Origin of the sequence: Nonomuraea deserti (assembly GCF_004348685.1) — a bacterium.
Taxonomy (GTDB): domain Bacteria; phylum Actinomycetota; class Actinomycetes; order Streptosporangiales; family Streptosporangiaceae; genus Nonomuraea; species Nonomuraea deserti.
On record NZ_SMKO01000140.1, the window covers coordinates 1 to 26,827 of the forward strand.

26 protein-coding genes are annotated in these 26,827 nt (G+C 69.1%); 10 read left to right on the top strand and 16 right to left on the bottom strand.

The genetic code is table 11. The features are described 5' to 3' along the window. A partial coding sequence (locus E1292_RS35440; RefSeq protein WP_132601523.1) for a sensor histidine kinase occupies window positions 1-1,859 on the bottom strand: 1,859 nt, incomplete at its 3' end. 499 nt (window positions 1,860-2,358) lie between these two features. Between E1292_RS35440 and E1292_RS35445 the strand changes: the two genes are divergently transcribed. After that, window positions 2,359-3,342, top strand: coding sequence for an ABC transporter substrate-binding protein (locus E1292_RS35445; protein WP_165974901.1), 984 nt, complete (start codon window positions 2,359-2,361; stop codon window positions 3,340-3,342). Between the two features lie 28 nt (window positions 3,343-3,370). Here the strand turns inward: E1292_RS35445 and E1292_RS35450 are convergent, their stop codons facing one another. From E1292_RS35450 to E1292_RS35465, 4 genes are read right to left on the bottom strand one after another with little or no spacing between them, the layout of a single operon-like run. Further along, on the bottom strand, window positions 3,371-3,958 hold the full coding sequence (locus E1292_RS35450; protein ID WP_132601529.1) for a GTP-binding protein: 588 nt from the start codon (window positions 3,956-3,958) through the stop codon (window positions 3,371-3,373). Continuing rightward, on the bottom strand, window positions 3,939-4,319 hold the full coding sequence (locus E1292_RS35455; protein WP_132601579.1) for a DUF742 domain-containing protein: 381 nt from the start codon (window positions 4,317-4,319) through the stop codon (window positions 3,939-3,941). Before E1292_RS35455 ends, E1292_RS35450 begins: the two co-directional genes overlap by 20 nt. A gap of 38 nt (window positions 4,320-4,357) precedes the next feature. After that, window positions 4,358-4,780 carry a roadblock/LC7 domain-containing protein gene (locus E1292_RS35460; protein ID WP_132339573.1) on the bottom strand — a complete coding sequence of 141 codons (423 nt, stop codon included), beginning with the start codon at window positions 4,778-4,780 and terminating at the stop codon, window positions 4,358-4,360. Beyond that, a complete protein-coding gene (locus tag E1292_RS35465; RefSeq protein ID WP_165974902.1) occupies window positions 4,777-7,587 on the bottom strand; it encodes a sensor histidine kinase in 2,811 nt (936 codons plus the stop codon). Before E1292_RS35465 ends, E1292_RS35460 begins: the two co-directional genes overlap by 4 nt. 577 nt (window positions 7,588-8,164) lie before the next feature. On the opposite strand from E1292_RS35465, the gene E1292_RS35470 reads away from it, so the two are divergent. The 5 genes from E1292_RS35470 to E1292_RS35490 all read left to right on the top strand — a co-directional run bounded on the left by E1292_RS35470 (window position 8,165) and on the right by E1292_RS35490 (window position 12,725). Next, on the top strand, window positions 8,165-9,166 hold the full coding sequence (locus E1292_RS35470) for an ABC transporter substrate-binding protein (RefSeq protein ID WP_132601535.1): 1,002 nt from the start codon (window positions 8,165-8,167) through the stop codon (window positions 9,164-9,166). Then, complete coding sequence (locus tag E1292_RS35475) at window positions 9,163-9,978, top strand: ABC transporter permease (RefSeq protein WP_165974903.1); 816 nt, start codon at window positions 9,163-9,165, stop codon at window positions 9,976-9,978. Before E1292_RS35470 ends, E1292_RS35475 begins: the two co-directional genes overlap by 4 nt. Further along, a complete protein-coding gene (locus tag E1292_RS35480; protein ID WP_132601541.1) occupies window positions 9,975-10,781 on the top strand; it encodes an ABC transporter permease in 807 nt (268 codons plus the stop codon). Before E1292_RS35475 ends, E1292_RS35480 begins: the two co-directional genes overlap by 4 nt. A gap of 158 nt (window positions 10,782-10,939) precedes the next feature. Continuing rightward, window positions 10,940-11,710: an ABC transporter ATP-binding protein gene (locus tag E1292_RS35485; protein ID WP_132601544.1), complete on the top strand. Its 771-nt coding sequence runs from the start codon at window positions 10,940-10,942 to the stop codon at window positions 11,708-11,710. 190 nt (window positions 11,711-11,900) lie between these two features. Further along, on the top strand, window positions 11,901-12,725 hold the full coding sequence (locus E1292_RS35490) for a DUF4429 domain-containing protein (RefSeq protein WP_220447216.1): 825 nt from the start codon (window positions 11,901-11,903) through the stop codon (window positions 12,723-12,725). A gap of 135 nt (window positions 12,726-12,860) precedes the next feature. Here E1292_RS35490 and E1292_RS35495 read toward each other — a convergent pair whose 3' ends face one another. Continuing rightward, window positions 12,861-13,625: an SDR family NAD(P)-dependent oxidoreductase gene (locus E1292_RS35495; protein ID WP_246090552.1), complete on the bottom strand. Its 765-nt coding sequence runs from the start codon at window positions 13,623-13,625 to the stop codon at window positions 12,861-12,863. A 55-nt stretch (window positions 13,626-13,680) separates the two neighbouring features. Between E1292_RS35495 and E1292_RS35500 the strand changes: the two genes are divergently transcribed. After that, entirely contained in the window at window positions 13,681-14,031 is a 351-nt protein-coding gene (locus E1292_RS35500) for an ArsR/SmtB family transcription factor (RefSeq protein ID WP_132601550.1), read from the top strand. A 37-nt stretch (window positions 14,032-14,068) separates the two neighbouring features. After that, window positions 14,069-14,257, top strand: coding sequence for a hypothetical protein (locus tag E1292_RS35505; RefSeq protein WP_132601553.1), 189 nt, complete (start codon window positions 14,069-14,071; stop codon window positions 14,255-14,257). A 70-nt stretch (window positions 14,258-14,327) separates the two neighbouring features. Here E1292_RS35505 and E1292_RS35510 read toward each other — a convergent pair whose 3' ends face one another. The 6 genes from E1292_RS35510 to E1292_RS35535 form a co-directional block, all read right to left on the bottom strand. Beyond that, the gene (locus tag E1292_RS35510; RefSeq protein ID WP_132601556.1) at window positions 14,328-14,906 is read right to left on the bottom strand and encodes a GTP-binding protein; all 579 of its coding nucleotides are present in this window, start codon (window positions 14,904-14,906) and stop codon (window positions 14,328-14,330) included. Then, entirely contained in the window at window positions 14,887-15,291 is a 405-nt protein-coding gene (locus E1292_RS35515) for a DUF742 domain-containing protein (protein WP_226898832.1), read from the bottom strand. Before E1292_RS35515 ends, E1292_RS35510 begins: the two co-directional genes overlap by 20 nt. A gap of 19 nt (window positions 15,292-15,310) precedes the next feature. Then, the gene (locus E1292_RS35520) at window positions 15,311-15,733 is read right to left on the bottom strand and encodes a roadblock/LC7 domain-containing protein (protein ID WP_090935862.1); all 423 of its coding nucleotides are present in this window, start codon (window positions 15,731-15,733) and stop codon (window positions 15,311-15,313) included. Beyond that, a complete protein-coding gene (locus E1292_RS35525; protein ID WP_165974904.1) occupies window positions 15,730-18,924 on the bottom strand; it encodes a sensor histidine kinase in 3,195 nt (1,064 codons plus the stop codon). Before E1292_RS35525 ends, E1292_RS35520 begins: the two co-directional genes overlap by 4 nt. Before the next feature lie 251 nt (window positions 18,925-19,175). Beyond that, window positions 19,176-20,573, bottom strand: a complete 1,398-nt coding sequence (locus tag E1292_RS35530) for an aminobutyraldehyde dehydrogenase (protein WP_132601562.1) — start codon at window positions 20,571-20,573, stop codon at window positions 19,176-19,178. A gap of 28 nt (window positions 20,574-20,601) precedes the next feature. Beyond that, window positions 20,602-21,852, bottom strand: a complete 1,251-nt coding sequence (locus E1292_RS35535; protein ID WP_246090553.1) for a glycosyltransferase — start codon at window positions 21,850-21,852, stop codon at window positions 20,602-20,604. Between the two features lie 146 nt (window positions 21,853-21,998). Here E1292_RS35535 and E1292_RS35540 point away from each other — a divergent pair, with 146 nt between their 5' ends. Next, on the top strand, window positions 21,999-22,604 hold the full coding sequence (locus E1292_RS35540; protein WP_165974905.1) for a TetR/AcrR family transcriptional regulator: 606 nt from the start codon (window positions 21,999-22,001) through the stop codon (window positions 22,602-22,604). Here the strand turns inward: E1292_RS35540 and E1292_RS35545 are convergent. Genes E1292_RS35545 through E1292_RS35560 form a run of 4 tightly spaced genes read right to left on the bottom strand, consistent with a single transcriptional unit; the run spans window position 22,598 to window position 26,405 of the window. Then, window positions 22,598-23,647 carry an ABC transporter ATP-binding protein gene (locus E1292_RS35545; protein WP_132601567.1) on the bottom strand — a complete coding sequence of 350 codons (1,050 nt, stop codon included), beginning with the start codon at window positions 23,645-23,647 and terminating at the stop codon, window positions 22,598-22,600. The genes E1292_RS35540 and E1292_RS35545 overlap by 7 nt on opposite strands. Further along, complete coding sequence (locus tag E1292_RS35550) at window positions 23,634-24,416, bottom strand: ABC transporter permease (protein ID WP_132601570.1); 783 nt, start codon at window positions 24,414-24,416, stop codon at window positions 23,634-23,636. The genes E1292_RS35545 and E1292_RS35550 overlap by 14 nt, the downstream gene beginning before the upstream one ends. After that, on the bottom strand, window positions 24,409-25,275 hold the full coding sequence (locus tag E1292_RS35555; protein ID WP_246090554.1) for an ABC transporter permease: 867 nt from the start codon (window positions 25,273-25,275) through the stop codon (window positions 24,409-24,411). Before E1292_RS35555 ends, E1292_RS35550 begins: the two co-directional genes overlap by 8 nt. 5 nt (window positions 25,276-25,280) lie before the next feature. Then, window positions 25,281-26,405, bottom strand: a complete 1,125-nt coding sequence (locus tag E1292_RS35560) for a polyamine ABC transporter substrate-binding protein (RefSeq protein WP_132601573.1) — start codon at window positions 26,403-26,405, stop codon at window positions 25,281-25,283. 172 nt (window positions 26,406-26,577) lie between these two features. Between E1292_RS35560 and E1292_RS35565 the strand changes: the two genes are divergently transcribed. Continuing rightward, on the top strand, window positions 26,578-26,827 hold a 250-nt coding region (locus tag E1292_RS35565; protein WP_132601576.1), incomplete at its 3' end, for a hypothetical protein.

Genomic DNA, 26,827 nt, shown 5'->3' on the forward strand with positions numbered 1-26,827 from the left:
GCCCGGGCCGGGCCCAGGTGGGGGTGGAGCAGGGAGCCGGGCAGGAGCACGATCGCGGTCAGGCCGGCCGCGTGCGAGCGCAGCCGCACCCGTACGCCGTGGCGCTGTGCCAGCCGGGCGACCACGAACAGCCCCATGCGGCGGGAGACCGACACGTCCACCGTGGGCGCGCGGGCGAGCCGGGCGTTGGCCTGTTCGAGCTCGTCCGGGGTCATGCCGATGCCGGTGTCGTCGATGGAGAGCATGAGCCCGCCGCTCTCCACCGGCCCGGTGGAGACGGTGACGCGGGCCTCGTACGGCGAGAAGGCCAGCGCGTTCTCGATCAGCTCCGCCAGCAGGTGGACGATGTCGTTGACCGCCTGTCCCGAGACGGCGACGCCGTCGGCGAGCTTGACCGCGACCCGCTCGTACCCTTCCACCTCCGACAGCGCGGCGCGCACCACGTCGGCCAGGCCGACCGGCTCGTTCCACCGGCGGGGGGCGTCCTGCCCGGCCAGGACCAGCAGGTTCTCGTTGTTGCGCCGCATGCGCGTGGCCAGGTGGTCGAGGGTGAACAGGCCGGCCAGCCGCCGCTCGTCCCGCTCGCCCCGCTCCAGCCCGTCGATGATCTGGATCTGCCGCTGGACCAGGGTCTGGCTGCGCCTGGACAGGTTGACGAACATGGCGTTGACGTTGGCGCGCAGCCGGGACTCCTCGCCGGCCAGCCTGATGGCCTCGCGGTGCACCTCGTCGAACGCCCTGGCGACCTCGCCGATCTCGTCGCGGGAGTCGACTCCGATGGGCGCGGGCACGAGCCCCGTCTCGTCACCGCGCTCGCGCAGCAGGCGGACCGTCTCGGGCAGGCGGGCGCCGGCGATGTGCAGGGCCTCGGTGCGGAGCCTGCGCAGCGGGCTGACCAGGGACCGCGCCATGATGGCCGTGATGATCAGGACCGCGAGCAGCAGCAGGAGGCTGTAGGCGGCGGCCAGGAGCGCTTCCCGGCGGGCGGCGTCCTTCAGTGCCCTGCTGCGGACGTTGATCTCCTCGCCGAGCCGGCGCTGCATGGTCCAGATCCCGTTCACGGAGCCGCTGCTCGCCTCGAACCAGTGGTCGGCGTCGTCCTGGCGCTCCGGCTCGATGTCGATGCGGTTGCCGTCGGCGGCCTGGGCCAGCGCGCGCAGCCGGATCGCCTCGGCCCGGTCCACCAGGGCGCCGGTGACGGTGTCGTCGTACAGCTGGCGCTGGTCCGGCGTGGCCACCGACCTGAATACGGTGACCTCGCTCTCCTGCCGCGCGCGGGCGGCCGTGAACCGGTCGAGCTCGCCGCTCTGGAACCGGCCGGCGGCGGCCGCGCCGGTGAGCAGGCCGCGCTGCTCGGAGGCGGCGTTGTACGCCTTGGACAGGGCGGAGAGCGCGGCCACGTCGCCGGCGAGCGCCTCCTGGTCCCCTCCCTTGCCGATCTCGTCGTGGAACTGCGTGAGCACGGCGATGATCTGGGAGTACTTGGTGACGGTGGGCAGGGCGAGCAGCGCGGAGCCGAGCACGGTTCTGCGGGTGGCGGCGATCTCCGGCAGGCGGCTGAGCATCTGGCGGGTGAGGGTCGACGCGCTCTCGCCGTACGCGGGGGTGATGGTCGCGGCCTTCCGGCGGAACGCCTCGGCGGCGGCGTCCACGGGGCCGAACTGCGCGCGCAGCGGCTCCTCGCGTTCGGGAATGCGGCCGGCGGCGACGTAGTGCACGGCGAGGTCGCGTTCCAGGGCCAGCTGGTGGGTCAGCTCGGTGACGGAGGCGCTGAGCTCGGATTTGTCCATGACGCGCTGGTACTGGCCGGCCAGCGTCCACGACGTGATGACCTGCTGCGCGCCGACCACGATGCTCACCCCGGTCGGGATGACGATCAAAGCGATGAGCCGCGAGCGTACCCGCCAATCCCGGAACCGGAATTTGCGCCGTCCTTTTCCGCCGTTGCGGCCATACGGCTTCGACGGTGAAGGTGGATGGGGACGGTGGACGTCCGCAGGCGATCGGTTGCTCACTGGCTCCACTCTCTGGCCTACATATACGCCGGCATCGGCACCTGATGCGCACCCCGAGACGAAGAGCAATTTCAACACACGCCAGGCAGGTAGCGCCAACCTTACAAATCACCTGACTACCTGGAAAGGATGACGTACAGCTAATCGACCCCAGCGAAGCAGAGACGTCACGAAAGTCGGACAGTAACCGACAATCAGCGATGTTTCGCTGAGACGTGGCTCAGGGCAATTCATGGCATTCGCGTCACGCCTGCTGTACGATCACCGCCTGTCTCCGTGACGCCACCTCCGGTTCCGTTTCCCGGCGTCCACGACGGCCTCGATGCCCCGGCCAAGGAGGACCATGCGATCCGGGCCCGCCCTCCGCGCCTGCGTGGCGCTCGCCGCCACGATCGTCCTCACCGCATGCGGCGGCACCGACCCCGGAGCGCCCTCGGGCGGTCAGCGGGGAGGCCTGGAGAAGACCGCGCTGACCATCGGCGTCAGCCCGACGCCCTCGTCGGCTCCGGTCTTCATCGCCGACCGCCGTGGGTTCTTCAAGGAGGAGGGCCTGACCGTCAGGACGGAGGTCATCCAGGCGCCGCAGACCGTCATGCCGAAGATCCTCAACGGCACCATGGACATCTTCAAGGGCAGCTACGTGTCCCTGATCAACATCCAGGACAGCGGCGCGGCGAAGATCAAGATCCTGCACGACAGCCTGGCGGCCGCGCCGGGCATCGCCGGTGTCGTGGTCATGAACGACTCCCCGCTCCAGGGCCCGAAGGACCTCAAAGGCAGGACGATCGCCGTCAACTCGCTCGACAACCTGGGCACGATGTCGATGAGCGCCCATCTGAAGGCGTATGAGGTGGCGCCCGACCAGGTGAAGTTCGTCGTGGTGAACTTCGAGGCCCAGCTGGCCGCGCTCAAGGAGTCGCGGGTGGACGCCGCGTGGATGGTGGAGCCGTTCCTCTCGGCCGCCCAGCAGGCGGGCGCGCGGCTGCTGCTCGACACCAACACGGGCCCCACCGACGCGCTGCCGATCGACGGCTGGGCCGCGACGGAGGAGTGGGCGGCCCGGCATCCGGGAACCGCCGCGGCCTTCCAGCGCGCCGTGTCCAGGGCGCAGCGCCTGGCCGCGACCGACCGCGCGGTGCTGGCCGAGGTCGTCCCGCTCTACACCCAGACCCCGAAGGAGGCGGTGATGACCATGGCGATGGGGACGTTCCCCACGTCGCTGAACGCCACGCGCATCCAGCGGGTGGCGGACCTGATGTACGAGTTCGGCTACCTGAAGTCGAAGGTCGACGTGGCCTCGATGGTCGTGCCCATCCCCGGGCAGTGACGCGAGCCCGCCCGCTCGCGGAAAGGGCTCAGCCGCCCCAGCCCGGCACGGCCATCCTGACCGAAAGGGCGTGTTCGACCAGGTTGATCAGCGCGGCCTTCACGGAGTCCTTCGACCTGGCGTCCAGGCGCACCATCGGGATGTGCGGGGCCAGGGTCAGGGCGTCGCGAACCTCGGCGTCGCTGTGCGGATATTGTCCGTCCCATCCGTTGACGCCCACCACGAACGGCAGTTGCGCCTCCTCGAAGTAGTCGATGGCGGGGAAGCTGTCGGCCAGACGGCGCGTGTCGACCAGCACCACCGCGCCGATCGCGCCACGCACCAGGTCGTCCCACATGAACCAGAACCGGTGCTGCCCGGGCGTGCCGAACAGGTAGAGGATCAGGTCACGGTCGAGCGAGACCCGGCCGAAGTCCATCGCCACGGTCGTCGTCGACTTCAACGGCGTCATGCCCAGATCGTCGATGCCCTTGGAGGCGTCCGTCATGACGGCCTCCGTGGTCAACGGCATGATCTCCGACACCGCGCCGACGAACGTCGTCTTGCCCACCCCGAAACCTCCAGCCACCACGATCTTCGTCGAGGTGAGGCCGGGGCTAGAGCCTGCGAAGTCCACTGAGCACCCTTTCGAGCAGATTGACGTCCGGCCTACCCTCATCCAGCTGTGGCTGGTGCACGCGGACCAGACCTTCGGCGGCCATGTCAGCGATCAGGACCCGTACCACGCCCAGGGGGATCCGCAGCAGGGCCGACACCTCCGCCACCGACCGGACCTGCCGGCACAGTTGGCTGATCGCCTGGTACTCCGGCGTGATGTGCGAGAACTCCCGCTGCTCGGCGGTCGCCGAGGACACGAGGGCCTCCATCGCCAGCTTGACCCGCGGCGCCGTCCGTCCGCCTGTCACCGCGTACGGGCGGACGGGCGATGCCGGGTCGGGACTCAGCGGCGACTGGGACTGGGGCTGAGGCGGAGGCACCCAGTCGCCGCTGTTCCATCGGGGGTCTGTCACCTACGTCACCTTGTCTGGCTGGCGCGCAGCTCCGCACGCACAGCCGGAGTCAGCACCTGACCGGCGCGATCCACCATCAGCGTCATCTGGTACGCCACCAACCCCATGTCACAATCCGGAGCCGCCAGCACCGCCAGACACGAACCATCACTGACCGACATGATCAGCATCAACCCGCGCTGCATCTCCACGATCGTCTGATTGACCGCACCCCCCTCGAACACCCGCGCCGCACCCTGCGTCAAACTCACCAGACCCGACGCGATCGCCGCCAGCTGATCCGCCCGATCAGCCGGAAAACCCGACGACGCCGCAAGCGGCAACCCGTCGGACGAGACGACCACCGCGTGCGCGACCCCGGGAACGGTGCTGACGAAATCGGTGATCAGCCAGTCGACTCCGCGTGCCGCGTGACTCAGGTCTCTCATGCGTCCTCCTCCCTGTTGTCGTCCGCCGGGCCAGAGGGGAACGCCCTGCCCTCGCTGATGTCATCACGTGCCGCCCGGAACCCCTGCTGGAAGCTGGAGAGCCGGTTGCGGATCCGGTCCGGCGACACCGACGGCATCGGCGTGACCCCCTTCGGCGACGACGAGGTGTCCGCCGATCCGGGCACCAGGTTGGCCTTGGGCACCCGCTTGGGCAGCCCGGCGGCCGTCGATCCGTTACGCACTGGCTCCACCACCGCTTCCGCCGCACTCCAGCCTTCGTCCGCCTTGGACGGGCCCCAGCTCGCGCCGCTCCCGTCGCGGCCGAACCAGGCGGACTCGACGGCGGCGAAGATGGGCAGGTAGTCGTCCCCGCCTGAGGCGGGCGGGGCCGCCGGGATGGACCCCGCCGTGCCCGGATCCGGATCCCGGTGGTCGAACCCCGGCCGCTGCGGCGGCATCGTGTCGTTGCTCCACCCGCCCGGCGGGGGCTCGGGCCCGGGCCGCCTGGGCAGGCCGCGGTCGCCGTTCAGTGCCGGGCCCCGGTGCGGGCCGCCCGAGTTCCACACGTCGGCCCCGTCGTAGCCGAGCGGCTCCTGCGGCCAACCGCCGGGCTCGGGCTGCCAGGGAGCCGACGGCGGCCAGTTGCCGCCCTGGTCCGGGTTCGACGGGAAGGAGGGGTGGCCTGGGCCCAGCTGGTACGGGGGCTGCGGCCAGTCCACGGCCGGCGGCGCGGGATGCGGGCCGGAGTACGGCTCGTCCCTGGGCCCGCCGCTCGCCGCGCCCGCGAGCGCGGGAGGCTGGTTGCCGGAGAACGTGGGAGGCTGGTTGCCGGAGAACGCGGGGGGCTGGTTGCCGGAGAAGGACGGCGTGCCGGTGAGGGGTGACGCCTGCGAGCCCAGCATGTTCTCCGGGATCAGCACCATCGCCGTCAGCCCGCCGGAGCTGTGCGGGCGAAGCTGCACCCGGATGCCGTGGCGGTGCGCCAGGCGGGCGACCACGAACAGGCCCATGCGCCGCGACACCGACACGTCCACGGTCGGCGCGTCCGTCAGGCGCTCGTTCGCCTGGATCAGCTCCTCCTGCGTCATCCCGATGCCGGAGTCGGTGATCGACAACATCACGCCGCCGCCGTCGATCCTGCTGCCCGACACCGTCACCCTGGTCTCACGAGGAGAGAACGACAGGGCGTTCTCCACCAGCTCCGCGATCAGGTGGATGACGTCGTTGACCGCCTGACCGGCCACCGACACCCCGTCGGGCACCTGCAACACGACCCGCTCGTAGTTCTCCACCTCCGACAGGGAGGCGCGGGCGACGTCGACCAGCTTGACCGGCTGGCTCCAGCGGCGCGGCGGGTCCTGCCCCGCCAGCACCAGCAGGTTCTCACTGTTACGCCGCATACGCGTGGCCAGATGGTCCAGCTTGAACAGGTTCCCGAGCCGCTGCTCGTCCTGCTCACCCTGCTCCAGACCGTCGATCAACGTGATCTGCCGCTCCACCAGCGTCTGACTACGCCGCGACAGGTTCACGAACATCGCATTCACGTTGCTCCGCAGCCGCGCCTCCTCGCCCGCCAGCCGCACCGCCTCACGGTGCACCTCGTCGAACGCCCGCGCGACCTCACCGATCTCGTCGTGGGTGTCCACGCCGATCGGGTCGACCGGCGGGACCGTTCCTTCCCCGCTTTCGCGCAGCTCGCGTACGGTGTCCGGCAGGCGGTTGCCCGCGATGTCGAGTGCCTCGCCGCGCAGCTTGCGCAGCGGCCTGATCAGCGAGCGGGCGATGAGCGAGATGATCGCGAGCACCACGAGCAGCAGCACCAGGATGAAGCCGCCGGAGATCAGCGCCGAGCGGTTGGCGCTCTCCTCCAGGGCCCTGGCACGCAGGATGACGGAGGAGGACAGCTCCTTCTCCACGGTGCGCAGCGCGTCGATCTTGCCGGTGCTGACCTCGACCCACGTGGTCGCGTCCTGGGCGGGCCGGCCACCGATGCTCAGCTCCTTGCCCTCGGCCGACTGCGCCATGGCCCGCAGCCTGAACAGGTCGGTCTGGTCGACGTCCCGGCCCACGACCGTGTTGCGGTAGAGCTCGAGCTGTTCGAGGTTGGCCAGGGTGGCGAACAGCGTCGTCTCGCTCTCCTCGCGCGACTTGGCGTCGGTGAGCGCGTCGAGCTCGCCGCTGTCGAAGCTCTTCCTGTCCAGCGCGCTGGCCAGGATGCCGCGCTGCTCGGACGCCTGCTCCTTGGCCCTGGCGATGCCGGCCCGCGAGCCGGCGCTGCGTGACACCTCGTCGTCCACCGCGACCTGGCCGACCTGGTCGTGGAACTGCAGCAGGGTCGCGATGATCTGCGAGTACTTCTGGATCATCGGCAGCGGCTGGATCTTCCCGTTGATCGCCGTGTCGCGTACCGTCCGGATCTCGTCGAGCCGGCGCAGCACCGGTCGTACGGCGTCGGCGTGGGTGTCCGTGATCGCCGCCGCCCGCTCCTTGGCCTCCTCGATGTGGCTGTTCACCGCGCTGTAGGTGGTGCGCAGCTGGGCTTCGCGGTTGCCGGGACGGCCCTGGGCGATGAAGAGCGCGGTCTCGTCGCGTTCGAAGGACAGCTCGTGCGTGACGGTGCCGAGTTGCTGGCTGAACTCGGCGACCTCCCTGAGGGTCTGATAGGTGTTGGCGTCACTGAGCGAGGTGATCACGTTCAGTCCGCCAAGCCCCACGGCCACGGCCGTGGGAACGACGATCAGCGCGACGAGCCGCGACCGTACGTGCCAGTTGCCCAATCCGAACCTTTTCGAGGTCGGCTGAGACAACCGTCGCTTCTCATGCCCGTGCGGCTCGCGGTCGGCGGAAGCTTCGGCGCTCTGCGTTCTCACTTGCCTTCGCAACCTCTCGCCTGGAGGGGGAATTCTCGGGGGCCGTGCAGGTTATTGCAGGTGGGGCAATATGTACGTCCAGATAAGCGCCATTTGAGCACAGGGGTCGCCAAGGGCCAACCACCACTACTGCCCAGTTGGGGTGTTTATGCCCCAGTGTCCGAAAAATAAGACGGAATCGGTAAAGGGCCTCCCATCAGGCGAAACGGGCAATAGAGAGCCGCCCGCGGGCCACCTCTTGACTCGCAGAAAAGATCGAATAGTATGCACCATCAGTTGCTGATGTCCCGCGATCACCTCCAGTCCCAAAACGGACAAACATTCGTACGCGTATCGGTCGCCAGAATTTCACGATAGAGCCGGAAACAGACATTGCAACCACAAGTGTTGTTCTCGCGATAATGACCACGAATTTGGTGCTACGGTCGATCTCTGTTGTGCGTCAGGCACGCAGCCCCCCGGGAGCACAAGCCCCCCGGTTCCCCCCTGGCTCCATCTGAAGGGAGTCCCTGACATGAGGCTTGGCCGTCCCGCCAGGACCGCCATCATCGGGATCGCTCTGATACTCGGTGTAGTCGCGTGCAGCACCGGCGGCTCCACGACCGCCAGCGCGCCATCGTCCGCACCCGCCAACGGCGGCCTGGAGAAGACGGAGATCAAGGTCGCCACCCTGCCCGCCATCGACAGCGCGGCCCTCTACGTGGCCATCGACCAGGGGCTCTTCGAGAAGGAGGGCCTGGAAGTCACCCCGCAGATCGTCCAGGCCTCCCCCGAGGCCATCCCCATGATGCTGAACGGCGAGATCGACGCCATGTTCGGCAACTACGTCTCGATGTTCGCCGCCCACGACAAGGGCTCGCTCAAGCTGCGGATCCTGGCCGAGGGTTCGCGCGCCTCGCCCGACTCGCTGAGCATCATGGCGCTGCCCGACTCGCCCATCAAGGCGCCGAAGGACCTCGAAGGCAAGACGATCAATGTGAACGTCCTGCACAACTTCCAGGAGCTGGCGCTCACGCAGGTCCTCAAGGCCAACAACGTCGATCCGGCCACGATCAAATACGTGCAGGTGACGTTCCAGAACATCATGCCCTCCTGGAAGGGCGGCCAGATCGACGCCGCCTACCTCGGAGAGCCGATGGTCACCGCCGCCACGGCGTCCATGGGCGCCCGCAAGATCCTCGACCCCGCGTCCGGCCCCGCCGCGGAGTTCCCGATCTCCGGCTACGTCAGCACGCAGGAGTGGTACGACAAGAACCCCAAGGTCGCCGCGGCGTTCCAGCGGGCCATCCACAACGCGGGCAAGCTGATGGAGAACAACCGTGAGGTCGTGGCCAAGGTGCTGCCGACCTTCACGCAGATCAACGCCGCCACGGCGGCCACCGTCACCTTCCCGTACTTCTCCAGCAACGACAATCCGGTCCGCCTCCAGCGGGTGGCCGACTGGATGCTGGAGGCCAAGTGGCTGTCCAAGGCGATCGACGTGAAGACCCTCATGTCGCCCACCACGTCCGGGTGAGCGCCCAGACCCTGTCCCGTGCCCGCCCGGCGTCCACGACCACCCGCTGGTCACGCCGGGCGGCCGGGGCGCTCGCCTTCGCCGCCCTGATCGAGCTGGCCGGCCGGACGGGCCTGATCGACGCGGAGTTCCTGCCGCCGGCCACGGAGATCGTCGGGCGGGCGGTCACGCTGCTGGCCGATCCCGCCTTCCTCGGGCACGCCCTGACCAGCCTGCTCGCCTGGGCGATGGGGCTGGGCATCGCGGCGGCGATCGCGGTGCCGCTCGGCCTGCTGCTGGGCAGCGTCCCGATCATCGACGCCGCGATGCGGTCGGTCGTGGAGTTCCTGCGGCCGATCCCGTCGGTGGCGCTCATCCCGCTGGTGGCCCTCGTCATCGGCACCGGGCTCCAGCTCCGCGTCACGCTGGTGGTCTACGCCTCGTTGTGGCCCATCCTCTACAACACGATGTACGGCCTGCGCGGCGTCGACCCGCTGGCCAAGGAGTCGCTCAGGTCGTACGGCTTCGGCCCCCTGGCGGTGCTGCTGCGCGTGTCGCTGCCGTCGTCGGCGCCCTTCATCACCACCGGGATCAGGCTGGCCGCCGGCGTGGCGCTCATCCTGACCGTCAGCACCGAGATCGTGGCCGGGCGGGGCGAGGGCATCGGCGTGTTCATCTTCTTCGCCGGGATCGCCGTGCCCGCGCGGATGGCCGACATCCTGGCCGGGGTGTTCTGGGTCGGCCTGTTCGGAGTCGTGGTCAACGCGCTGCTGGTGGCCGCCGAGCGGCGGGCGTTCCGCTGGCATCACGCGCAGTTGGGAGAGCGGCCATGAGGCGCGGAGGGTTGCGCACGGCGGCGTTCCGCTGGGTGGTGCTGCTCGTGCTCGTCGTGGTCTGGGAGGCGGCCACGCGGGTGGCGGGCAGCACGTTCTTCCCGCCGCCGAGCACGATCGTGACCCGGATGCACGCCATGTGGTTCTCGGGCCCGCCGGATGCGTTGTTCCTGACCGACACGGCCGTGGAGAACATCCTGCCGAGCCTGGGCAGGATGGCCGCGGGGTTCGCGGGGGGCGCGCTGGCCGGGGTCGTGCTCGGGCTGGCGGTGGGGCTGTCCGCCAGGGCGTACGACTATCTCGACGGGGTGCTGCAGTTCCTGCGCGCGATCCCGCCGCCGGCGCTGGTCACCGTCTTCCTCGTGCTGTTCGGGTTCGGGCTGCGGATGCAGCTGGCGTTCATCATGTTCAGCATCGTGTGGCCGGTGCTGCTCAACACCGCCGACGGCGCCCGCTCGGTCGAGCCACTGCACCTGCAGACGAGCCAGGCGTTCCGGCTGTCGCGGGCCGAGCTGCTGTTGCGGGTGGTGGTGCCGTCCACGCTGCCCAAGATGTTCGCCGGGCTGCGGCTGGCCCTGTCGCTCTCGCTGATCGTCATGGTCTTCTCCGAGCTGCTGCCCGGCACCACGAACGGCATCGGCTTCCAGATCACCGACGCCTACTCCACGTTCGACCTGCCCGGGATCTGGGCCGGGATCGTGCTGCTGGGGGTGCTGGGCTACCTGCTCAACGAGCTCTTCCTCGTCGCGGAGCGCCGGGTGCTCGGGTGGCACCACGCCGCCCAGCAACTGGCGGTTCCGTGACCGCCTCTCATGGCGGTGGCGCCCGTGAAAGACTGAGATCACGTTCTCAATAGGTTACCTAACCGACATGTCCGGCAATTTACCCTCCGATAAAGTTGCTGTCCCCGGCTCCGCAAGAGCCGCCGTGCAATCCGCGGCCTCGCCCCCAAGGACATCCATTGCTCGAGATAGACAACCTCTCCCACGTTTACGGCGGCGGCAGCCCGAACGCGCACCACGCCATCGACGGGCTCAACCTGAGCGTCGCGGCGGGTGAGCTGCTGTGCATCGTCGGCCCGTCGGGGTGCGGGAAGTCGACGCTGCTGCGCTCGATCGCCGGCCTGATCACCCCGACGGGTGGCGAGATCAGGGTCGAGGGCACCGTGGTCCGCCAGACCCCCGACAACCTGGCCGTCGTCTTCCAGGACTACAGCCGCTCGTTGTTCCCGTGGATGTCGGTGGCCGACAACGTGGCGCTGCCGCTGCGCCGCAAGAACATGGACAAACGCCAGCGCCGCGAGGCCGCCCACGAGGCCTTGGAATCGGTCGGGCTGCAGGACGCGGGGCGCAAATATCCGTTCCAGCTCTCCGGCGGCATGCAGCAGCGGGTGGCGATCGCGCGTGCGCTGGCGTACCGGCCGACGCTGATGCTCATGGACGAGCCGTTCGGCTCGGTCGACGCCCAGACCCGCGAGGACCTGGAAGATCTGGTGCTCAAGGTGCGCGGCCACCACCAGATGACGATCGTGCTCATCACGCACGACATCGACGAGAGCGTCTACGTCGGCGACCGCGTGGTGGTGCTCTCCAAGGCCCCGGCGCACGTGGTGGGCGACCTCAAGGTGGAGTTGCCCGCGCCGCGCGACCAGATCTCCACTCGCGAGCACCCCGACTTCGTGCACCTGCGGGCCGAGGTCGGCCGCCTGGTCCGCGGCCACGCGACCGTATGACACTTTCCGCGATGAAAATCCTCATCCTTTACGGCTGCGCCAACGTCACGCCAACCGCCGCACGTGGATGAGCGCCTCCAGGGAGACGCCGCCTGACCGGCACGGGGCGGGCCGCCGTCACGGCGCTCCTTCGACCGGTTACGTGGTTGTACTCCGGCCCGTCAGCGAATGAAAGCTTATTCTGGATTTCGTGGCGGATGTGCTGGCAGGCCGGGGCTGCTCGTGGGAGTTCGAATCCGAATTTCTGCGTATCAAGCCCGAAAGCGGAAAAGCGCCCAAACTTCTCTCCGAACTCGGCGAGCGGGTGGTGCCCCACGAGGCGATCGCCGAGGTCACCCTCACTCCAGGCAAGCGGGGCACCGTGGTGCTGCGGGCCGAGCCCAGGCGTGGCGCCGACCCCCTGATGGCCGCCGCGGCCGGGCAGCTCAAGGAGGCTGCCGACCCCTATCGGCTGGTGCTGCCGGCCGACAAGGAGTCGCTCGCCGACTATTATGCGGATGAGCTGCGCTCGGCACTCACCGACCGCGGTCCCGCCGCGCGTTTCCTGGTCGCCGCTCCTGAGCCGCCGCGCACCTTCAAGGGCTGGGACGGCGCGGCGGCCTTCGACGGCGACACCATCACCCTCACCTGGTTCTGGTCGGGAGCGACGTCGGCCAAGTACGCGGCGGGCGACCAGCGCTACACCCCCGCCGACCTGGAGGGTGTCGACTGGCACGCGCCGGACGGGGCGAGCGGGTGCCTGCGGCTCAGGGTGCGCGGGCGGCGGCCGCCTCCCGAGCCCGACAAGGATCCCGCCGCCGTCGTCTTCGGGCTGGGCTGGGGCGCCACCCACAAGTCCCTGCCCTTCGCCGCCGCCGTCCTCGCCGCCATCCCCGCCCCCGAGCCGAAGGCGCTCCCCTCGGCCGTGAGCGACGTCGCCGGGTTGATCGCCAAGCTCGGCGAGCTGCGCGACGCCGGGCTGCTGACGGAGGAGGAGTTCCGGGTCAAGAAGGCGGAGCTGCTCTCCCGCATATGAGCCACCGAGACCGTCACCCGGGCGACCGGGTCGCCCACCCGCCGATGGGTACGCACCCGAAATCACACCAGCTCCCACCGCCGACGGTACGAACCCGCGGATCACACCAGCTCCATGACCGTACGAACCCCCGGATCACACCAGCTCCAGGCCGCCGTCGACGGTGAGGACCTGGCCGGTGATCCAGGTGGCGGCGGGGTCGGCGAGGTGCACGATCCAGGCGGCCACCTCGTCGGGCTCGCCACGGCGGCCGAGCGGGATGCGGGCGGCCTCGTCTCGCTTGATCTGCTCGACCGTGTCCTGGGGCAGCCCGGAAGCGGCCAGCGCCTCGCTCTCGGTCGGTCCGGGGGCCAGGGCGTTGACGCGGATGCCGTCGGGCGCGAGCTCCACGGCCCAGCTGCGGGTCAACTGCTCCAGGGCGGCCTTCGAGGCGGCGTAGTGGGCGGCGCCGGGCAGCGGGCGGTGCCCGTACGTGCTGGAGACGTTGACGATCGCGCCGCGGGCGGCCTTCAGGTGCGGCAGCGCGGCGCGGGCGAGCAGGCTGGGCGCGGTGACGTTGAGCGCGAACAGGTCTCCGACGCGCTCGGCGTCGGTGTCGGCCAGCGCCATCATGGCGGTGGCGCCGGCGCTGTTGACGAGCACGTCGAGGCGCCCCCACCGCTCGATCGCGGCGCCGACGACCGTCTCCGGCGCGTGCTCGCCGCGGATGTCGGCGGTGCGGACGGCGATGCCGGGGTGCTGGTCCGCCGTCTCCCGCAACACGTCGGCGCGGCGGCCCACCCCCAGCACGTGCGCCCCGGCGCGGGCGAAGGCGACCGCGGCAGCGCGGCCGATGCCCGTGCCCGCCCCTGTCACGATCACCGCTTTGCCCTCCATCCGGCCGCCTGGTTGATCGGTCACGTCATCCCCCCTATGTTCGATGTTCGTGAAACGTCGAACAAGCTAGCATGGACGTATGCAGAAGGCACATCATCCCGAGTTGGGCGAGATCGCACTGACCGAGGTGATGGCCGCGCTGAGCGACCCGATCCGGGTCGGGCTGGTGCGCGTGCTCGCCGACGGCCGCGAGCGCGGCTGGGGCCAACTTCGCGCGCCGGTGGCCAAATCGACGCTCAGCCATCACCTGCGTGTGCTGCGCGACGCCGGGCTGACCCGCACCCGCCAGGAGGGCACCCGTTGCTACGTGACCCTGCGTGGAGACGACTTACAGGCCCGCTTCCCCGGCCTGCTCCAGGTCGTGCTCTCGGCGATGGAGATCGACGACGTGGGCTCCCAGGTCGGCCTGCGCGACGGCGCGGATCCTTGATGCCCCGCTCCGGCGAGCGCCCGCCGGCCTTTCGCGCATGCCTTCATGGTGGGGCCGGGCGGAGCAGCACCGCGTCGGCTTCTCGTTCAACCAGTTCTGGGGGAACGTGTCGATCGCGGTCGACGGCGTCGCGGTGAAACGCGACTTCAGGCTCGCCTCGATGAGACTGGGGCACTACCGCGTGTTCGTGGACGGCGAGCTGATCCTGGAGCGGGCGGGGCTCTGACCCGTCCGGAGCCGGTGCAGCGAACGGCCCGCCACCCCGGTCAGGCAAGGGTGGCGGGCCGCTGAGCCGGCTAGACCGGGCTGTGCATGCGGCGGGTCAGGGCGTGCTCGACCAGCGTGATCAAGGTGCCCTTGACGGATTCGCGCTGCCGGGCGTCCAGCCGCACGATCGGGATGTGGCCGCCGATCGACAGCGCCTCGCGGATCTCCTCCTCCGCGTGCGCGAACTGGCCGTCCCAGCCGTTGATGCCGATCACGAACGGCAGCTTGGCCTCTTCGAAGTAGTCGATGGCGGGGAAGCTGTCGGCCAGACGGCGCGTGTCGACCAGCACCACCGCGCCGATCGCGCCACGCACCAGGTCGTCCCACATGAACCAGAACCGGTGCTGCCCGGGCGTGCCGAACAGATAGAGGATCAGGTCACGGTCGAGCGAGACCCGGCCGAAGTCCATCGCCACGGTCGTCGTCGTCTTGTTCGGCGTGAGCGAGACGTCGTCGACGTGCGCCGAGGCGTCCGTCATGACCGCTTCGGTGGTGAGCGGCAGGATCTCCGACACCGCACCCACGAACGTCGTCTTCCCCACGCCGAAGCCCCCGGCCACGACGATCTTCGTCGAGGTTAGGCCGGGGCTAGAGCCTGCGAAGTCCACTGAGCACCCTTTCGAGCAAGTTGAGGTCCGGCTTTCCCGCGTCCAGCGCAGGCTGGTGCACGCGGATCAGGCCCTCCGACGCCATGTCGGCGATCAGCACCCGGACCACACCGAGAGGCTGGCGTAAAAGGGCGGAGATCTCGGCAACCGACCTGACGTTCCGGGTCAGCTGAATGATCGCCTGATACTCCGGACTAAGTAGGGAAATGTCTTGGTATTCCGATGTCACGGAGGACACCAGGGCCTCCATGGCGAACTTCATCCGCGGCGCGGTGCGCCCCCCGGTCACGGCATAGGGCCGTACCAGGGAACTCGGTTTCTGCGGACGGGGAACCGCCGGATGCGGCGGCGTACTATCACCAGCCCAACCCTGACCTGACACCATGATCTCCTGTCACCGCCCCCTAGCGGGGACGGGCCGCTTGCAGCTCCGCGCGCACGGCCGGAGTCAGCACCTGGCCCGCCCGCTCGACCAGCAGAGTCATCTGGTATGCCACCAGACCCATGTCACAGTCTGGTGCGGCCAGGACAGCCAGGCAGGACCCATCGCTGATGGACATGATCATCAGGAGCCCTCGCTGCATCTCGATGACGGTCTGGGTCACCATACCGCCCTCGAAGACCCGAGCCGCTCCCTGGGTCAAACTGATCACACCTGAGGCGACCGCGGCGAGCTGGTCGGCCCGGTCCTTGGGAAAGCCCTCGGAAAAGGCCAGCGGCAGCCCGTCGGACGACACCACGACCGTGTGAGCGACGCCGGGCACGTTGTTCACGAAATCCGTGATCAGCCAGCTGATGCCGCGCGCTCCCTGGCTCATTTCTCTCATTTGTCCTCCTCATTTTCTTCTCCGCGGGTGAACGCTCGGCCTTGCCGGACACCCTGCTGGAAGCTGGAGAGCCTGCTGCGCAACCGCTCAGGTGAGATCTGCGGCGCCGGTGATGTGGCCTGGGGCTCGGCAAGGCTGGCCGTGCCGGGCACCAGGTTGGCCTTGGGGACGCGACGGGGCAGCCCCGAAGGCGTCGTGCCGGCCTGCGCAGGCTGCGCGGCGGCCTGCGCGGCCTGGAAGCCGGTGTCCGCGGGCGAGGACCACGACGCGCCGGCGCCCGATTGCCCCGGCTTGCGCTGCGGCAGCTTGCCCGGTGTCCCCGGGGCGGGAGCGGACGGCGGCGGATCCGCGGGCACCGCCGGGTGCACGGCGGTGGTCTCGTGCTCCGGCTCGGGCCCGAACTGTGCCTCGTGACGAGGTCGCAGCTGCTCCGGCTCCGGCCTGCGGAACCAGTCGGAGCCGACCGACGAGAAGATCGGCAGGAACTCCTCGCTCTGCTCCTCCATGGGAGAGTTGCGCACCGCGGGCAGCGGCCCGGTCATGTCCTGCGAGGAGTAGTCGCCGGGCCCGAACGGGTTGTAGTCGGGGTTCCCGTTCTGCTCGAACGGGTCGGCGGGCTTGGGCTCCTCCGAGAACGGCGAGCGGTACGACGGGTCGAACTGCGGCCGCGGCCGGTCCTCCGCCTCGAACAACGACCTGCGCGGCAACGGGTCGGCGAACGACGACCACCGCGGCTCCTCCTGCGACGGCTGCTGCGGCGGCGGCTCCGTCGCGAACGACGGCCAGCGGGGCTCGTCGTCCTGCATCGGCGGCGGCTGCTCGGCGAACGACGGCCACCGGTTCTCCGCGAACGGCTGCGACTCGGAGGAGGGCGGGGGCTCGTCCGAGAACGAGGGCCACCGCTGCTCGCCGAACGGCGACGACGTGGGCGGCGGCTCCTGGGCGAAGGACGGCCAGGCCGGCTCCTCCTGCGCTCCCTGCGGCTGCCCCGCGAGCGGCGACGACTGCTCGCCGAAGGCCGGCGGCTGCTCCCCGTACGCCGGTGGCTGCTCGCCGAACGCGGCAGGTTGCTGCTCGGACTGCTCGCCGAAGCCTGCGGGCTGCTGCTCGCCGAACGACGGCCAGTTGCCGGTGCCCGGCGCGGGCAGCGACCCCGGCCACTGCGTGTCCACGACCTGCTCGGAGCTCTCGCTCGAGGGCGCCCCGGAGCGCGAGCCCGATCCGTTCGTGGACGGCTGCCCGAACATGCTCGGGTCGAACGTCGTGAACGCTTCGTACTGGCCGCCCTGCTGCGGCCCGCCCGTGCCGTCGCTGATGAGCATGTCGGGCATCATGACGAGCGCGCTCAGCCCGCCCGTCTCCCGCATGCTGAGCTGCACCCGGATGCCGTGACGCAGGGCCAGGCGGCCGACCACGAACAGACCCATGCGCCGCGACACGGACACGTCCACGACCGGCGGGTTCGCCAGCCGCCAGTTGGCCTCGGCCAGCTCGTCCTGGTTCATGCCGATGCCCAGGTCGTTGATCGACACGAGCACGCCGCCCTCGACCGGCGAGCTGGTCACCTGGACCTTGCTCTCGCGGGGGGAGAACGAGATGGCGTTCTCGATCAGCTCGGCGAGCAGGTGGACGGCGTCGGTGACGGCCGGGCCGACGATGAGGGTGCCGGACGCGATCTGGATCTGGACGCGTTCGTAGTTCTCGACCTCGGAGAGCGAGGCGCGGGCGATGTCGACCAGCGGCACCGGCTCGCTCCACTTGCGCGCGGCCTCCTGGCCGGCGAGGACCAGGAGGTTCTCGCTGTTGCGGCGCATGCGGGTGGCCAGGTGGTCGAGGCGGAACAGGTTGGCGAGCCGCTGCTCGTCCTCCTCGCCCTGCTCCAGGCCCTCGATGAGCTGCAGCTGCCGCTCGACGAGCGTCTGGCTGCGCCGGGAGAGGTTGACGAACATGGAGTTGACGTTCGCACGCAGCTTGGCCTCGTCGCCGGCCAGCCGGATGGCCTCGCGGTGGACCTCGTCGAACGCCCGCGCCACTTCACCGATCTCGTCGCGGGTGTTGACGCCGACCGACGGCATCTCGGGCACGTGGGCGCCCTCACCGGACTCGCGCAGCAGGCGGACGGTCTCGGGCAGCCGGGTCGTGGCCACCTGGAGCGCCTCGGCGCGCAGCCGGCGCAGCGGGCGGACCAGCGAGCCGGCCACGCGGGTGGTGATGATCAGGACGAGGAGCAGCAGCACGAGGATCATCGCACCGGAGATGATCGCGTTGCGCTGCTCGGTGTCGCTGAGGTCGCGGGTGCCGGCCACGATCTTGGTGGCCAGGCCGTCCTCGACCTTGCGCATGGCGTTACCGGTCACAGTGGTGCTCTCGAACCAGCGCGTACGGTCGGCCCGCGTGGTGACGTCGAGGTCCCTGATCCGGTTGAGGGCGCGCACCTGGGCGAGCGCCCGCTGCCGCATGGCGTCGGCGAGGTCGACCTCCAGGCCCTTGACGCCCTGGTGGAACGCCTCCAGGTCCGCCGGGTCGGCCTCCTGCTCGAAGGTGAGCTGCTCGGCCTGCTGCTTGTTCCAGGAGCCGAGGAACTCCGCCCAGTCGTCGCTGTCGAGCCTGGTCTGGACGAGCGCCACGAGGAGGATGATCTGCTGCCGCGAGACCTCCTCCTTGGCCCGCTGGAGCGCGCCGAGCGCGGCGACGTCGCCCAGGAGGGAGTCGTCGGTGACGCCGTCGCCCATGCCGGACTGGACCGACGAGAAGACGTCGATCATCGTGGTGTAGGTGCCGATGACGGCGCGCGGGGGCACGTTGCCGACCATGGAGGCGCGCAGGCTGTCGAGGCCGTTGAGCCAGCGGTTCATGTTGGCGACGCCCTCGCGGACGCGGGTCGAGTGGGTGGCGTCGATGGCCGAGGCCGCGGCGACGACGTCCTGCTTGGCCTTGTCGGTCGTCTGCCGCTGGGTCTTGACCTGGACGAAGCGCTGGGCCTTCCTGCGGTCGGCGACGTACCACGCGGTGAGCGTGCGTTCCTTGCCGAGCTCGTGGTTGAGCGCGCCGATGCGCTGCACCAGCTCGGCGACCTGGGTGAGCCGGCGGTATTCGGCGCTGGTGCCGATGGCGTCGGCCAGCTGGACGCCGGCGAGCAGCACACCCACGACCGTGGGGATGAGGATCAGCGCGACCAGCCTTGAGCGCACACGCCAGTTCCCCAGCCGGAACCGTCCGCCTGTGTACTCCCCTGACCTCGTATGTCTGGGGTTATCCGTCCTCACTGACTCTCGCAACCTCTCGCCGGTACGTGCTCGAAAAAAATCAGACACGCGTGTGGCGCATGGGATTCTGTCCGGCTGGGTAATTGGAACACAACCCGTACCAGATCGGCCAACCGAACATATCCCATCAAACACGCCCAAAGCAGCACTTCGGGGCGTCTATCGCCGTACACGTTTCAGGCGGGCCGGAACGAATCCCGCTCGGCCGGTGCCGCGTGCTTCACCATCAGGTGCCGCGTCACCGAGTAGTCCTGCACCGCCTCCTGGCTCATGTCCTTGCCGAACCCGCTGCCCTTCACCCCGCCGTGCGGCGCCTCACTGGCGATGGGCAGATGGTCGTTGATCCAGGTCACGCCCACGTCGAGCCGATGCGACACGCGCATCGCCCGCGACACGTCGCGCGACCACACCGACGAGGCCAGGCCGTATCGGGTGTCGTTGGCCAGCCTGACGGCCTCGTCCTCGCCGTCGAACGGCAGAGCGACCAGAACAGGACCGAAAAGCTCACCCTGGACGATCTCGCTGTCCTGGGCGACCTCGCTGACAAGCGTAGGCGAATAGTAAAACCCCGGCCGGTCGATCGGCGAGCCCCCGTGGAGAACCCGCCCGCCGGACTTCGAGACGAACCCGTGCACCCGGTCCCGGTGGGCCGCCGAGATCAGGGGACCGATGTCGGTCGCCGGCTCCCACGGGTCGCCGACGGTGATGTTGGCAAGAGTTGACCGAATGGCCTCGACCGCGTCCGCGTACACCTCGCGGGCGACGTAGACGCGGGTGGCCGCCGTGCAGTCCTGCCCGCTGTTGTAGGTCGCCCCCATGGCCACGCCGTGAGCCATCTCGGCCAGATCGGCGTCCTCGAAGACCAGCGCCGGGGCCTTGCCGCCGAGCTCCAGATGGACCCGCTTGAGCGTGCCCGCCGCCCCGGCCATCACGGCGCGGCCGGTCTCGGTCGAGCCCGTGACGCTGACCATGTCGACCCCGGGGTCGGTGACCAGTGCCTGACCGGCCTGCGCGGCCCCTGTGACCACCTGGACGAGCCCTTCTGGCGCGCCCGCCTCGGCGAACAACTCCGCCAGCCGCAGCGTCGTACGCGGCGTCTGAGGGGCGGGCTTGATCACCACCGCGTTGCCCGCGGCCACCGCCGGGCCGACCTTCCACACGGCCATGACGAACGGGAAGTTCCAGGGCGCGATCGACCCCACCACCCCGACGGGCCGGCGCAGCATGACCGAGGTGTAGCCGGGGCTGAACACGCCGGCGCCCGACCCTTCGAGCGAGCGGGCGGCGCCGGCGAAGAAGCGCAGGTTGTCGACGGCGAACGGCAGCTCGCCGTCCCTGAACACCGCGGCGGGCTTGCCCGTCTCCTCCACTTCGAGCCTGGTCAGCTCTTCGGCGTCGGCCTCCACCAGGTCGGCCAGCCGCAGCAGCAGGCGCTGGCGCTCGGCCGGAGTGGTCTGCGACCACTTCTCGAACGCCGCGCGCGCCGACCGTACGGCCGTCGCCACGCCCTCCACGGGCGTGTCCGGAATTTCGGCACACGGGAGGCCGGTGGCGGGGTTGATCAGTTCACGCATCGGAAGACTTCATCTCTCAGGGGTCGTGCTATTTGCCGAGCTGTTCGATCAGGTCGGCGGCCTTGCGCAGCCCGTCGCGACGCCGGATCTCCTCGCCCGCGGCGGCCAGCCTCGCGCGCAGCTCGGTGTCGCCGAGCAGCCGCGCGACCGCCCCCTTCAGCTCGTCGTCGGTGAAGGTGTAGGTCGAAAGCCTGACACCATAGCCCAACTCATCCATTCTTTGGGCGTTGTCGTACTGGTCCCAGAAGAGCGGCAGCACGATCATCGGCTTGCCGAAGTGCAGCGCCTCGGTGGTCGTGTTGTTGCCGCCGTGGGTGATGACGAGGTCACACAGTGGGATGATCCTAGTCTGCGGAAGGAACTCCGCGCCCCACATGTTGTCGGGAAGTTCGATCTCCTCGTGCAGCGGGCCCTTGGAGACGATGTACTGATGCGGAGTGTCGGCCAGCACGCCGATCACCCGCCGCATCAGCTCCACGTCGGACGAGCCGAGCGAGCCGAGCGAGAAGTAGATCAGCGAGCCCTCGCCACGTTGGAAGGGCAGGTCGAACTTCTCCTCCGTCTCGCGCACCGAGGAATCGACCCGGTGCCAGGTGCCGTCCAGCGGCCGGGCGTCGGCGTAGTCGGCGATCTCCGGGTAGACGTAGAGGTTCAGGTCGCCCTTGTGCATGAAGTCGAGCTCGGGCAGCGGCTCGGTGCCCTGCTCGACGCACCACTCGTTCCAGGCGGTCCAGAGCTCGCGGTGGGTGCGGTCGTACTCCGCGCGGAAGGCGTCCCACTCCGAGCGGTCATCGGCGGGCAGGCCGGAGAAGACCGGCGCGACGTTCTCGCCGCGGACCTCCAGCGGGTTGCAGGAGACGATGCGCACGAACTTCCTGCCCGCCGTGACCAGCGCCGGGAACGTGAGCACGTTGTCCTCGACGATGATGTCCGGCCCCACCCGCTCGATGATGGCCTTGAGCTGCGGCTCGCAGTATTTCGCGCCGTCGATCAGCTCGGCCCAGATGGGCTTGACGACGGTCTCGAGCTGCTCGCGGGTGCTCTTGCGGTATTCGGGCGCGGTCTCGCGGATGAAGTCCTTCCAGAACTGCCCGGGATCCTGCTCCTCGGCGGCATCAGGGGGTGGCGCGAGGTCGACCAGGTCCTCCTCGAAGCCGAGCGCTTCGAGCTTGCCCTTCCACGACGCCTCGGCGGCGAAGACGACGCGGTGACCCCGGCGACGCAGGATGTCGCCGATGCCGATGCAGTTGTTGGTGGGACCGTAGGCGCTTTCAGGCATGAACAGGACGGTGAGAGACATCGAGACTCCGGAAGAGCTGATCCATTTGAAGGGGAATTCAAAAACGCATCTAGCGTGAAGGTCAACTTACGGGCACTATGGTCACGGCTAACTGAACAGCAGCCAAACGGGTGAAGGTGGTGGGGGTGGCTCAGCGTAAAAGCCGGAGTGACCGGCGCATCGACTTGATCGAGGCCGCGCGCAGGGCCATCATCCGCCATGGCATCGACGGAGTACAACTCTCCCACGTGGCCGAGGAGGCCGGCCTGACCTCCGGAGCCGTGCTCTACCACTACCCCGACCTCAGCGAACTGCTGGTCGAGGCGCAGCACGCCGGCATGGAGCGCTTCTACGAGCAGCGGCTGCGCCGGCTCGCCGACTTCACCGATCCGGTGGAGAAGCTGGTCGTGACCATCAGGTCGGGGCTGCCGACCGGGCCGCTCGACCCCGACGTCCGCCTGCTCAACGAACTGGGTGGGGCCGCGGGCCGCAACAGGGTCTACGGCGTGTTGCTCACCTCGCTCTACGACCGCCAGGTCTCGATGTACCAGGCGATCCTCGACACGGGGGCGGCGCTGGGGGTGTTCCGGCTGAGCGCCGACTCGCTGACGATCGCGCGCAATCTGGTGGCGCTGGAGGACGCGTACGGCTACCGCATCACGGCCAGGCATCCGGTGATCGACCCGGCCGAGGCGGCCGAACTGATCCTGTCCTACGCCCGGGCGGCCACGGGCAACGACCTGTCTCACTGATCGACCGCCATGATGACGGCGTCCTCGGCGTTCCAGCGCACCTTGACCTTGGCTCCGGCCTCCACCGCGCTGGCGCCCTGGACGGCGACGAGCACCGGCTCGACCCGGCCCGGCACGTCCACGGAGAGGTGCGACACGCCGCCGTAGAAGCTGACGTCGAGGACGCTGCCCCGCAGGCCCCCGGTCTCGCTCTCGTCGACCAGCCTGACCCTCTCGGGGCGTACCGCGAGCAGCGCCTTGCCGCCCGCCGTGAGCTCGGTCATGGGCGTGCCCGCCAGCACGCCGAACTCCTCGCTCTCGAGCCCGTCGGGGTCGCCGGCGACGCCCTCGAACAGGTTGTTGGCGCCGACGAAGCCGGCCACGAACGGCGATTTCGGCCGCTCGTACAACGGGACGGGCTCGGCCACCTGGCACACGGCGCCGCTGTCGAAGACCGCGATGCGGTCGGCCAGCGACATGGCCTCCTCCTGGTCGTGCGTGACGACCACGAACGTGATGCCGACGTCGTGCTGCAGCCGCTTGAGCTCCAGCTGCATGTCGGCGCGGACCTTCTTGTCCAGGGCCGACAGCGGCTCGTCGAGCAGCAGCAGGCGCGGCCGCTTGACGATGGAACGGGCGAGCGCCACCCGCTGCCGCTGGCCGCCGGAGAGCTGGGCGGGCTTGCGCGAGGCGTGCGCGGTCAGCCCGACCGTCTCCAGCACCTCGCCGACGCGCTGCTTGACCTCCTGGCGGGGCAGGCGTTCCCGCTCCAGGCCGTAGGCGACGTTCCTGGCCACGGTCATGTGCGGGAACAGCGCGTACGACTGGAACATCAGGCTGATCGGTCTCCGGTTCGGCGGCAGGGCCAGCAGGTCTTCCCCGTCGAGGGTGACCGTGCCCTTGTCGGGCGTCTCGAACCCGGCGATGATGCGCAGCAGCGTGGTCTTGCCGCACCCCGACGGCCCGAGCAGGGCGAAGAACTCGCCCTGGCCGATCTCCAGCGAGACGTCGTCGAGCGCGGTGACGTCGCCGAACCTGCGGGTGATTCCGTCAACCTTCAGCACGCTGTGCTTCTCCGATTCTCGTCAGACGCTGGCCCGCGATCACCGCGACGAAGCTCACGAGGAGCAGGATCGCGGCCAGCGCGTTGATCTTGGGGGTCACCCCGAAACGGATCATCGAGTAGATGACGATCGGCAGCGTCGGCTCGGCGTTCCCGATCGTGAAGAAGGCGATCACGAACTCGTCGAGCGACAACGTGAACGCCAGCAGCGCCCCCGCCACGATGCCCGGCGCCAGCTGCGGCAACGTGATTTTCATGAACGTGACCACGTGTCCCGCGCCGAGGTCGCGCGAGGCCTCCTCCAGCGAGGTGTCGGCCCCGGAGAGCCGGGTGCGCACCACCGCGGCCACGAACGCCATGGAGAACAGGGCGTGCGAGAGGATCACCGAATAGTGGCCGAGCGTCAGCGCGATCACGCCGTAGAAGAGCAGCAGCCCGATCGCCAGCACCAGGTCGGGCAGCACCGCGGGCATCAGCGCCAGCGCGTCGAGGGCCTTGGACCTGGAGTGGCGGGCCAGGCCGACGGCCAGCAGCGTGCCCAGCACGGTCGCGATCGCGGTCGACCCCACGGCCACGACCAGCGTGTTGATCAGGCCGTTCCTGATCCGCTCGTCCGCGGCCAGCTCGCCGTACCACTTGAGGCTGAAGCCCTCATAGGTGTACGCCGACTCGCCGGCGTTGAACGACATGACGACGAGCACGACGATCGGCAGGTAGAGGAAGACGTACGTCACCCAGAGCGGCACGAACAGCAGCTTGGACCTACGCACGGCGCGCCATCCATGCCTGCGCCATCAGCAGCACCAGCAGCACCGCGATGAGCGCCAGCGCCAGCGTCGAGCCGAACGGCCAGTCGCGCGCCTTCAGGAACTGGTCGCGGATCAGATTGCCGACCATGATCGACTTGTTGCCGCCCAGGATCTCGGGGATGACGAAGTTGCCGAAGCTCGGCACGAACACGAACAGGCAGCCGCTCAGCACGCCCGGGACCGTGAGCGGCAGCGTGACCTTGCGGAACGTGGTGAACGGCGAGGCCCCCAGGTTGGCCGACGCCTCTCTGAGCTGCGGGTCCAGCCGCTCGATCGCGGCGTACAGCGGCAGCACCATCAGCGGCAGGTACGAGTAGAGCAGCCCGGTGACGATCGCACCCTGGTTGTAGAGCAGCTCGTACGGCCCGAGCCCGATCGCCGCCATCCCGCTGTTGACCAGCCCAGGACCGCTGAGCAGAATGATCCACGCGTAGACGCGGATGATGAAGTTGGTCCAGAACGGCAACACGATCGCGACCAGGGCGATCGTCTTCCACCTGGGCGAGAGCCGCGCGATCGCGTAGGCCGTCGGATAGCCGATCAGCAGCGCGATGGCCGTCGTCAGGGCCGCGATGCGCAGCGAGCCGCCGACCACGCCCAGGTAGAGCGGGTCCATCAGGCGGGCGAAGTTCTCGGTGGTGAACTCGTACACCACGCCGCCGAAGCGCCCGCGCTGGAAGACGGTGTTGCTCAGCACCAGTGCCAGCGGCACCAGCAGCAGCACGACCAGGTAGGTCAGCCCCGGCGACAGGAACACGAACGCGCCCAGCCGGCGTCCGCGCGAAGGGGACGCCGGCCGGGCCTTGAGCTCAGATGTCACCGCTGCTACGACTGCGCCGTGACTTCCGTCGACAGACGGGTGTACTTCGTGGACGCCTGGCCCAAGTCGACGATCGACTCACCGTCGAGCAGCTCGTCCGGCTTGATGCCGAGCAGCGAGCCCTTCGCGACCTTCACGCGCTCCATGGCCGCCTTGTTGGGCACCTTGTAGTTGATGTTCTCGGCCGCCCAGCTGTGGTTCTCTGGGGCGAGGATGTAGTTGATGAGCGCGTGGGCGGCCTCCTTGTTCTTGGAGGACTTCATGATCACCATGGTGTCCACCCAGAGGTCGCTGCCCTCCTTCGGCACCTCGAACGCGATGTTGCCCTTCGGGTCGGTCGTCGGGCACCAGCCGTCCCACGCCTCGACCATGATGGCCTCGCCCGACTTCAGCTTGTCGCCGAACGTCGTGTCGTCGTAGCCGAGCAGGTGCGGCTTCTGGGCCAGGAGGAGCTCCTTCGCCTTGGCGATCTCCTCGTCCTTGTCCGTGTTGACGGAGTAGCCCAGGGCCTTGAGCGCCGGCAGGGCCAGCCAACGCTCGGTGGTCATCATGGTGACCTTCTTGTCGGCCCAGGCCGGCGGCTTGAGGAGATCGTTCCAACTGGTCGGCTTCTTCTTCACCAGGTCGGTCCGGTAGCAGATACCGGTCGTGCCCCAGGTGTAGGGCACGGAGATCTTGTTGCCCTTGTCGTGAGAGAGCTGGGTGGCCTCGGGGTAGAGGTTGGCCAGGTTGGGGATCAGCTCGGGGTGGATCGGCTCCAGCAGGCCCTGCTCGTTGAGCGCCTGGGCGTACTGGCCGGACACGAACGCCACGTCGATCCCGCTGTCACCGGAGGCGGTGAGCTTGGCCATCGCATCCTCGTTGGTGGCGTGCAGGGCGATCTTGATGTCCTTGACCTTGAGCTTCTCCTTGGCTCCCTTGGTGAACTCCTCGGGCAGGTAGCCGTCCCAGACCGTCACCTGGATCGACTGCTTGGTCAGGTCCGCGTTCGGCTTGAGGTCGTCGGCCGCCGCCGCGTTCGTGCCTTCTGGGCTTGTCGACGACTCACCGCCGCACGCCGCGACGGCAAGCGCGAGGCCGGCCACCGCGACGGCGGCCGGGAGACGACGGGTGAACCGGATACGGGACACGGCCGCTACTCCTTCTTGAATTTGCGGTGTAAGAGGGGTCGCGCGACCTTACCGGACACAGCAGACCAGATCAGGAGTGTTGCAGCAGATATCAACATGGGCAAGACTTTTTATGACATTGCTACCTGGAAGTTTGGCGATCGTGTTGAATTGGGATTCAATAGGGTGCCGGTTGATCTCTCTCGGTGAGAAGCCCTTCACCGGCCGAGATCGCGGGCTCACCACCGCGCTCGTGGGGCTGCTGGAGGACGAGCCGCCGCCGCCCTTCGCGGTGCACCGGTTCCGCCCGTTGCCCACCTTCTCGTACGCCCCTGGAGATCTCCACACTGGGGCCCCAGGTGAACGTGATTTCGGTCCCCACGTGGACCAGACCAACTATTCCGTGGTCGTGGCCGAGAAGGTGGTGGTCAAGTGGCTGACCC

Coding starts and splice junctions, on each gene's coding strand:
- E1292_RS35515 (WP_226898832.1), bottom strand. CDS start 15,291: ATGGTGTCAGGTCAGGGTTGGGCTGGTGATAGTACGCCGCCGCATCCG.
- E1292_RS35530 (WP_132601562.1), bottom strand. CDS start 20,573: ATGCGTGAACTGATCAACCCCGCCACCGGCCTCCCGTGTGCCGAAATT.
- E1292_RS35500 (WP_132601550.1), top strand. CDS start 13,681: ATGCAGAAGGCACATCATCCCGAGTTGGGCGAGATCGCACTGACCGAG.
- E1292_RS35445 (WP_165974901.1), top strand. CDS start 2,359: ATGCGATCCGGGCCCGCCCTCCGCGCCTGCGTGGCGCTCGCCGCCACG.
- E1292_RS35535 (WP_246090553.1), bottom strand. CDS start 21,852: ATGCCTGAAAGCGCCTACGGTCCCACCAACAACTGCATCGGCATCGGC.
- E1292_RS35480 (WP_132601541.1), top strand. CDS start 9,975: ATGAGGCGCGGAGGGTTGCGCACGGCGGCGTTCCGCTGGGTGGTGCTG.
- E1292_RS35505 (WP_132601553.1), top strand. CDS start 14,069: ATGCCTTCATGGTGGGGCCGGGCGGAGCAGCACCGCGTCGGCTTCTCG.
- E1292_RS35470 (WP_132601535.1), top strand. CDS start 8,165: ATGAGGCTTGGCCGTCCCGCCAGGACCGCCATCATCGGGATCGCTCTG.
- E1292_RS35520 (WP_090935862.1), bottom strand. CDS start 15,733: ATGAGAGAAATGAGCCAGGGAGCGCGCGGCATCAGCTGGCTGATCACG.
- E1292_RS35460 (WP_132339573.1), bottom strand. CDS start 4,780: ATGAGAGACCTGAGTCACGCGGCACGCGGAGTCGACTGGCTGATCACC.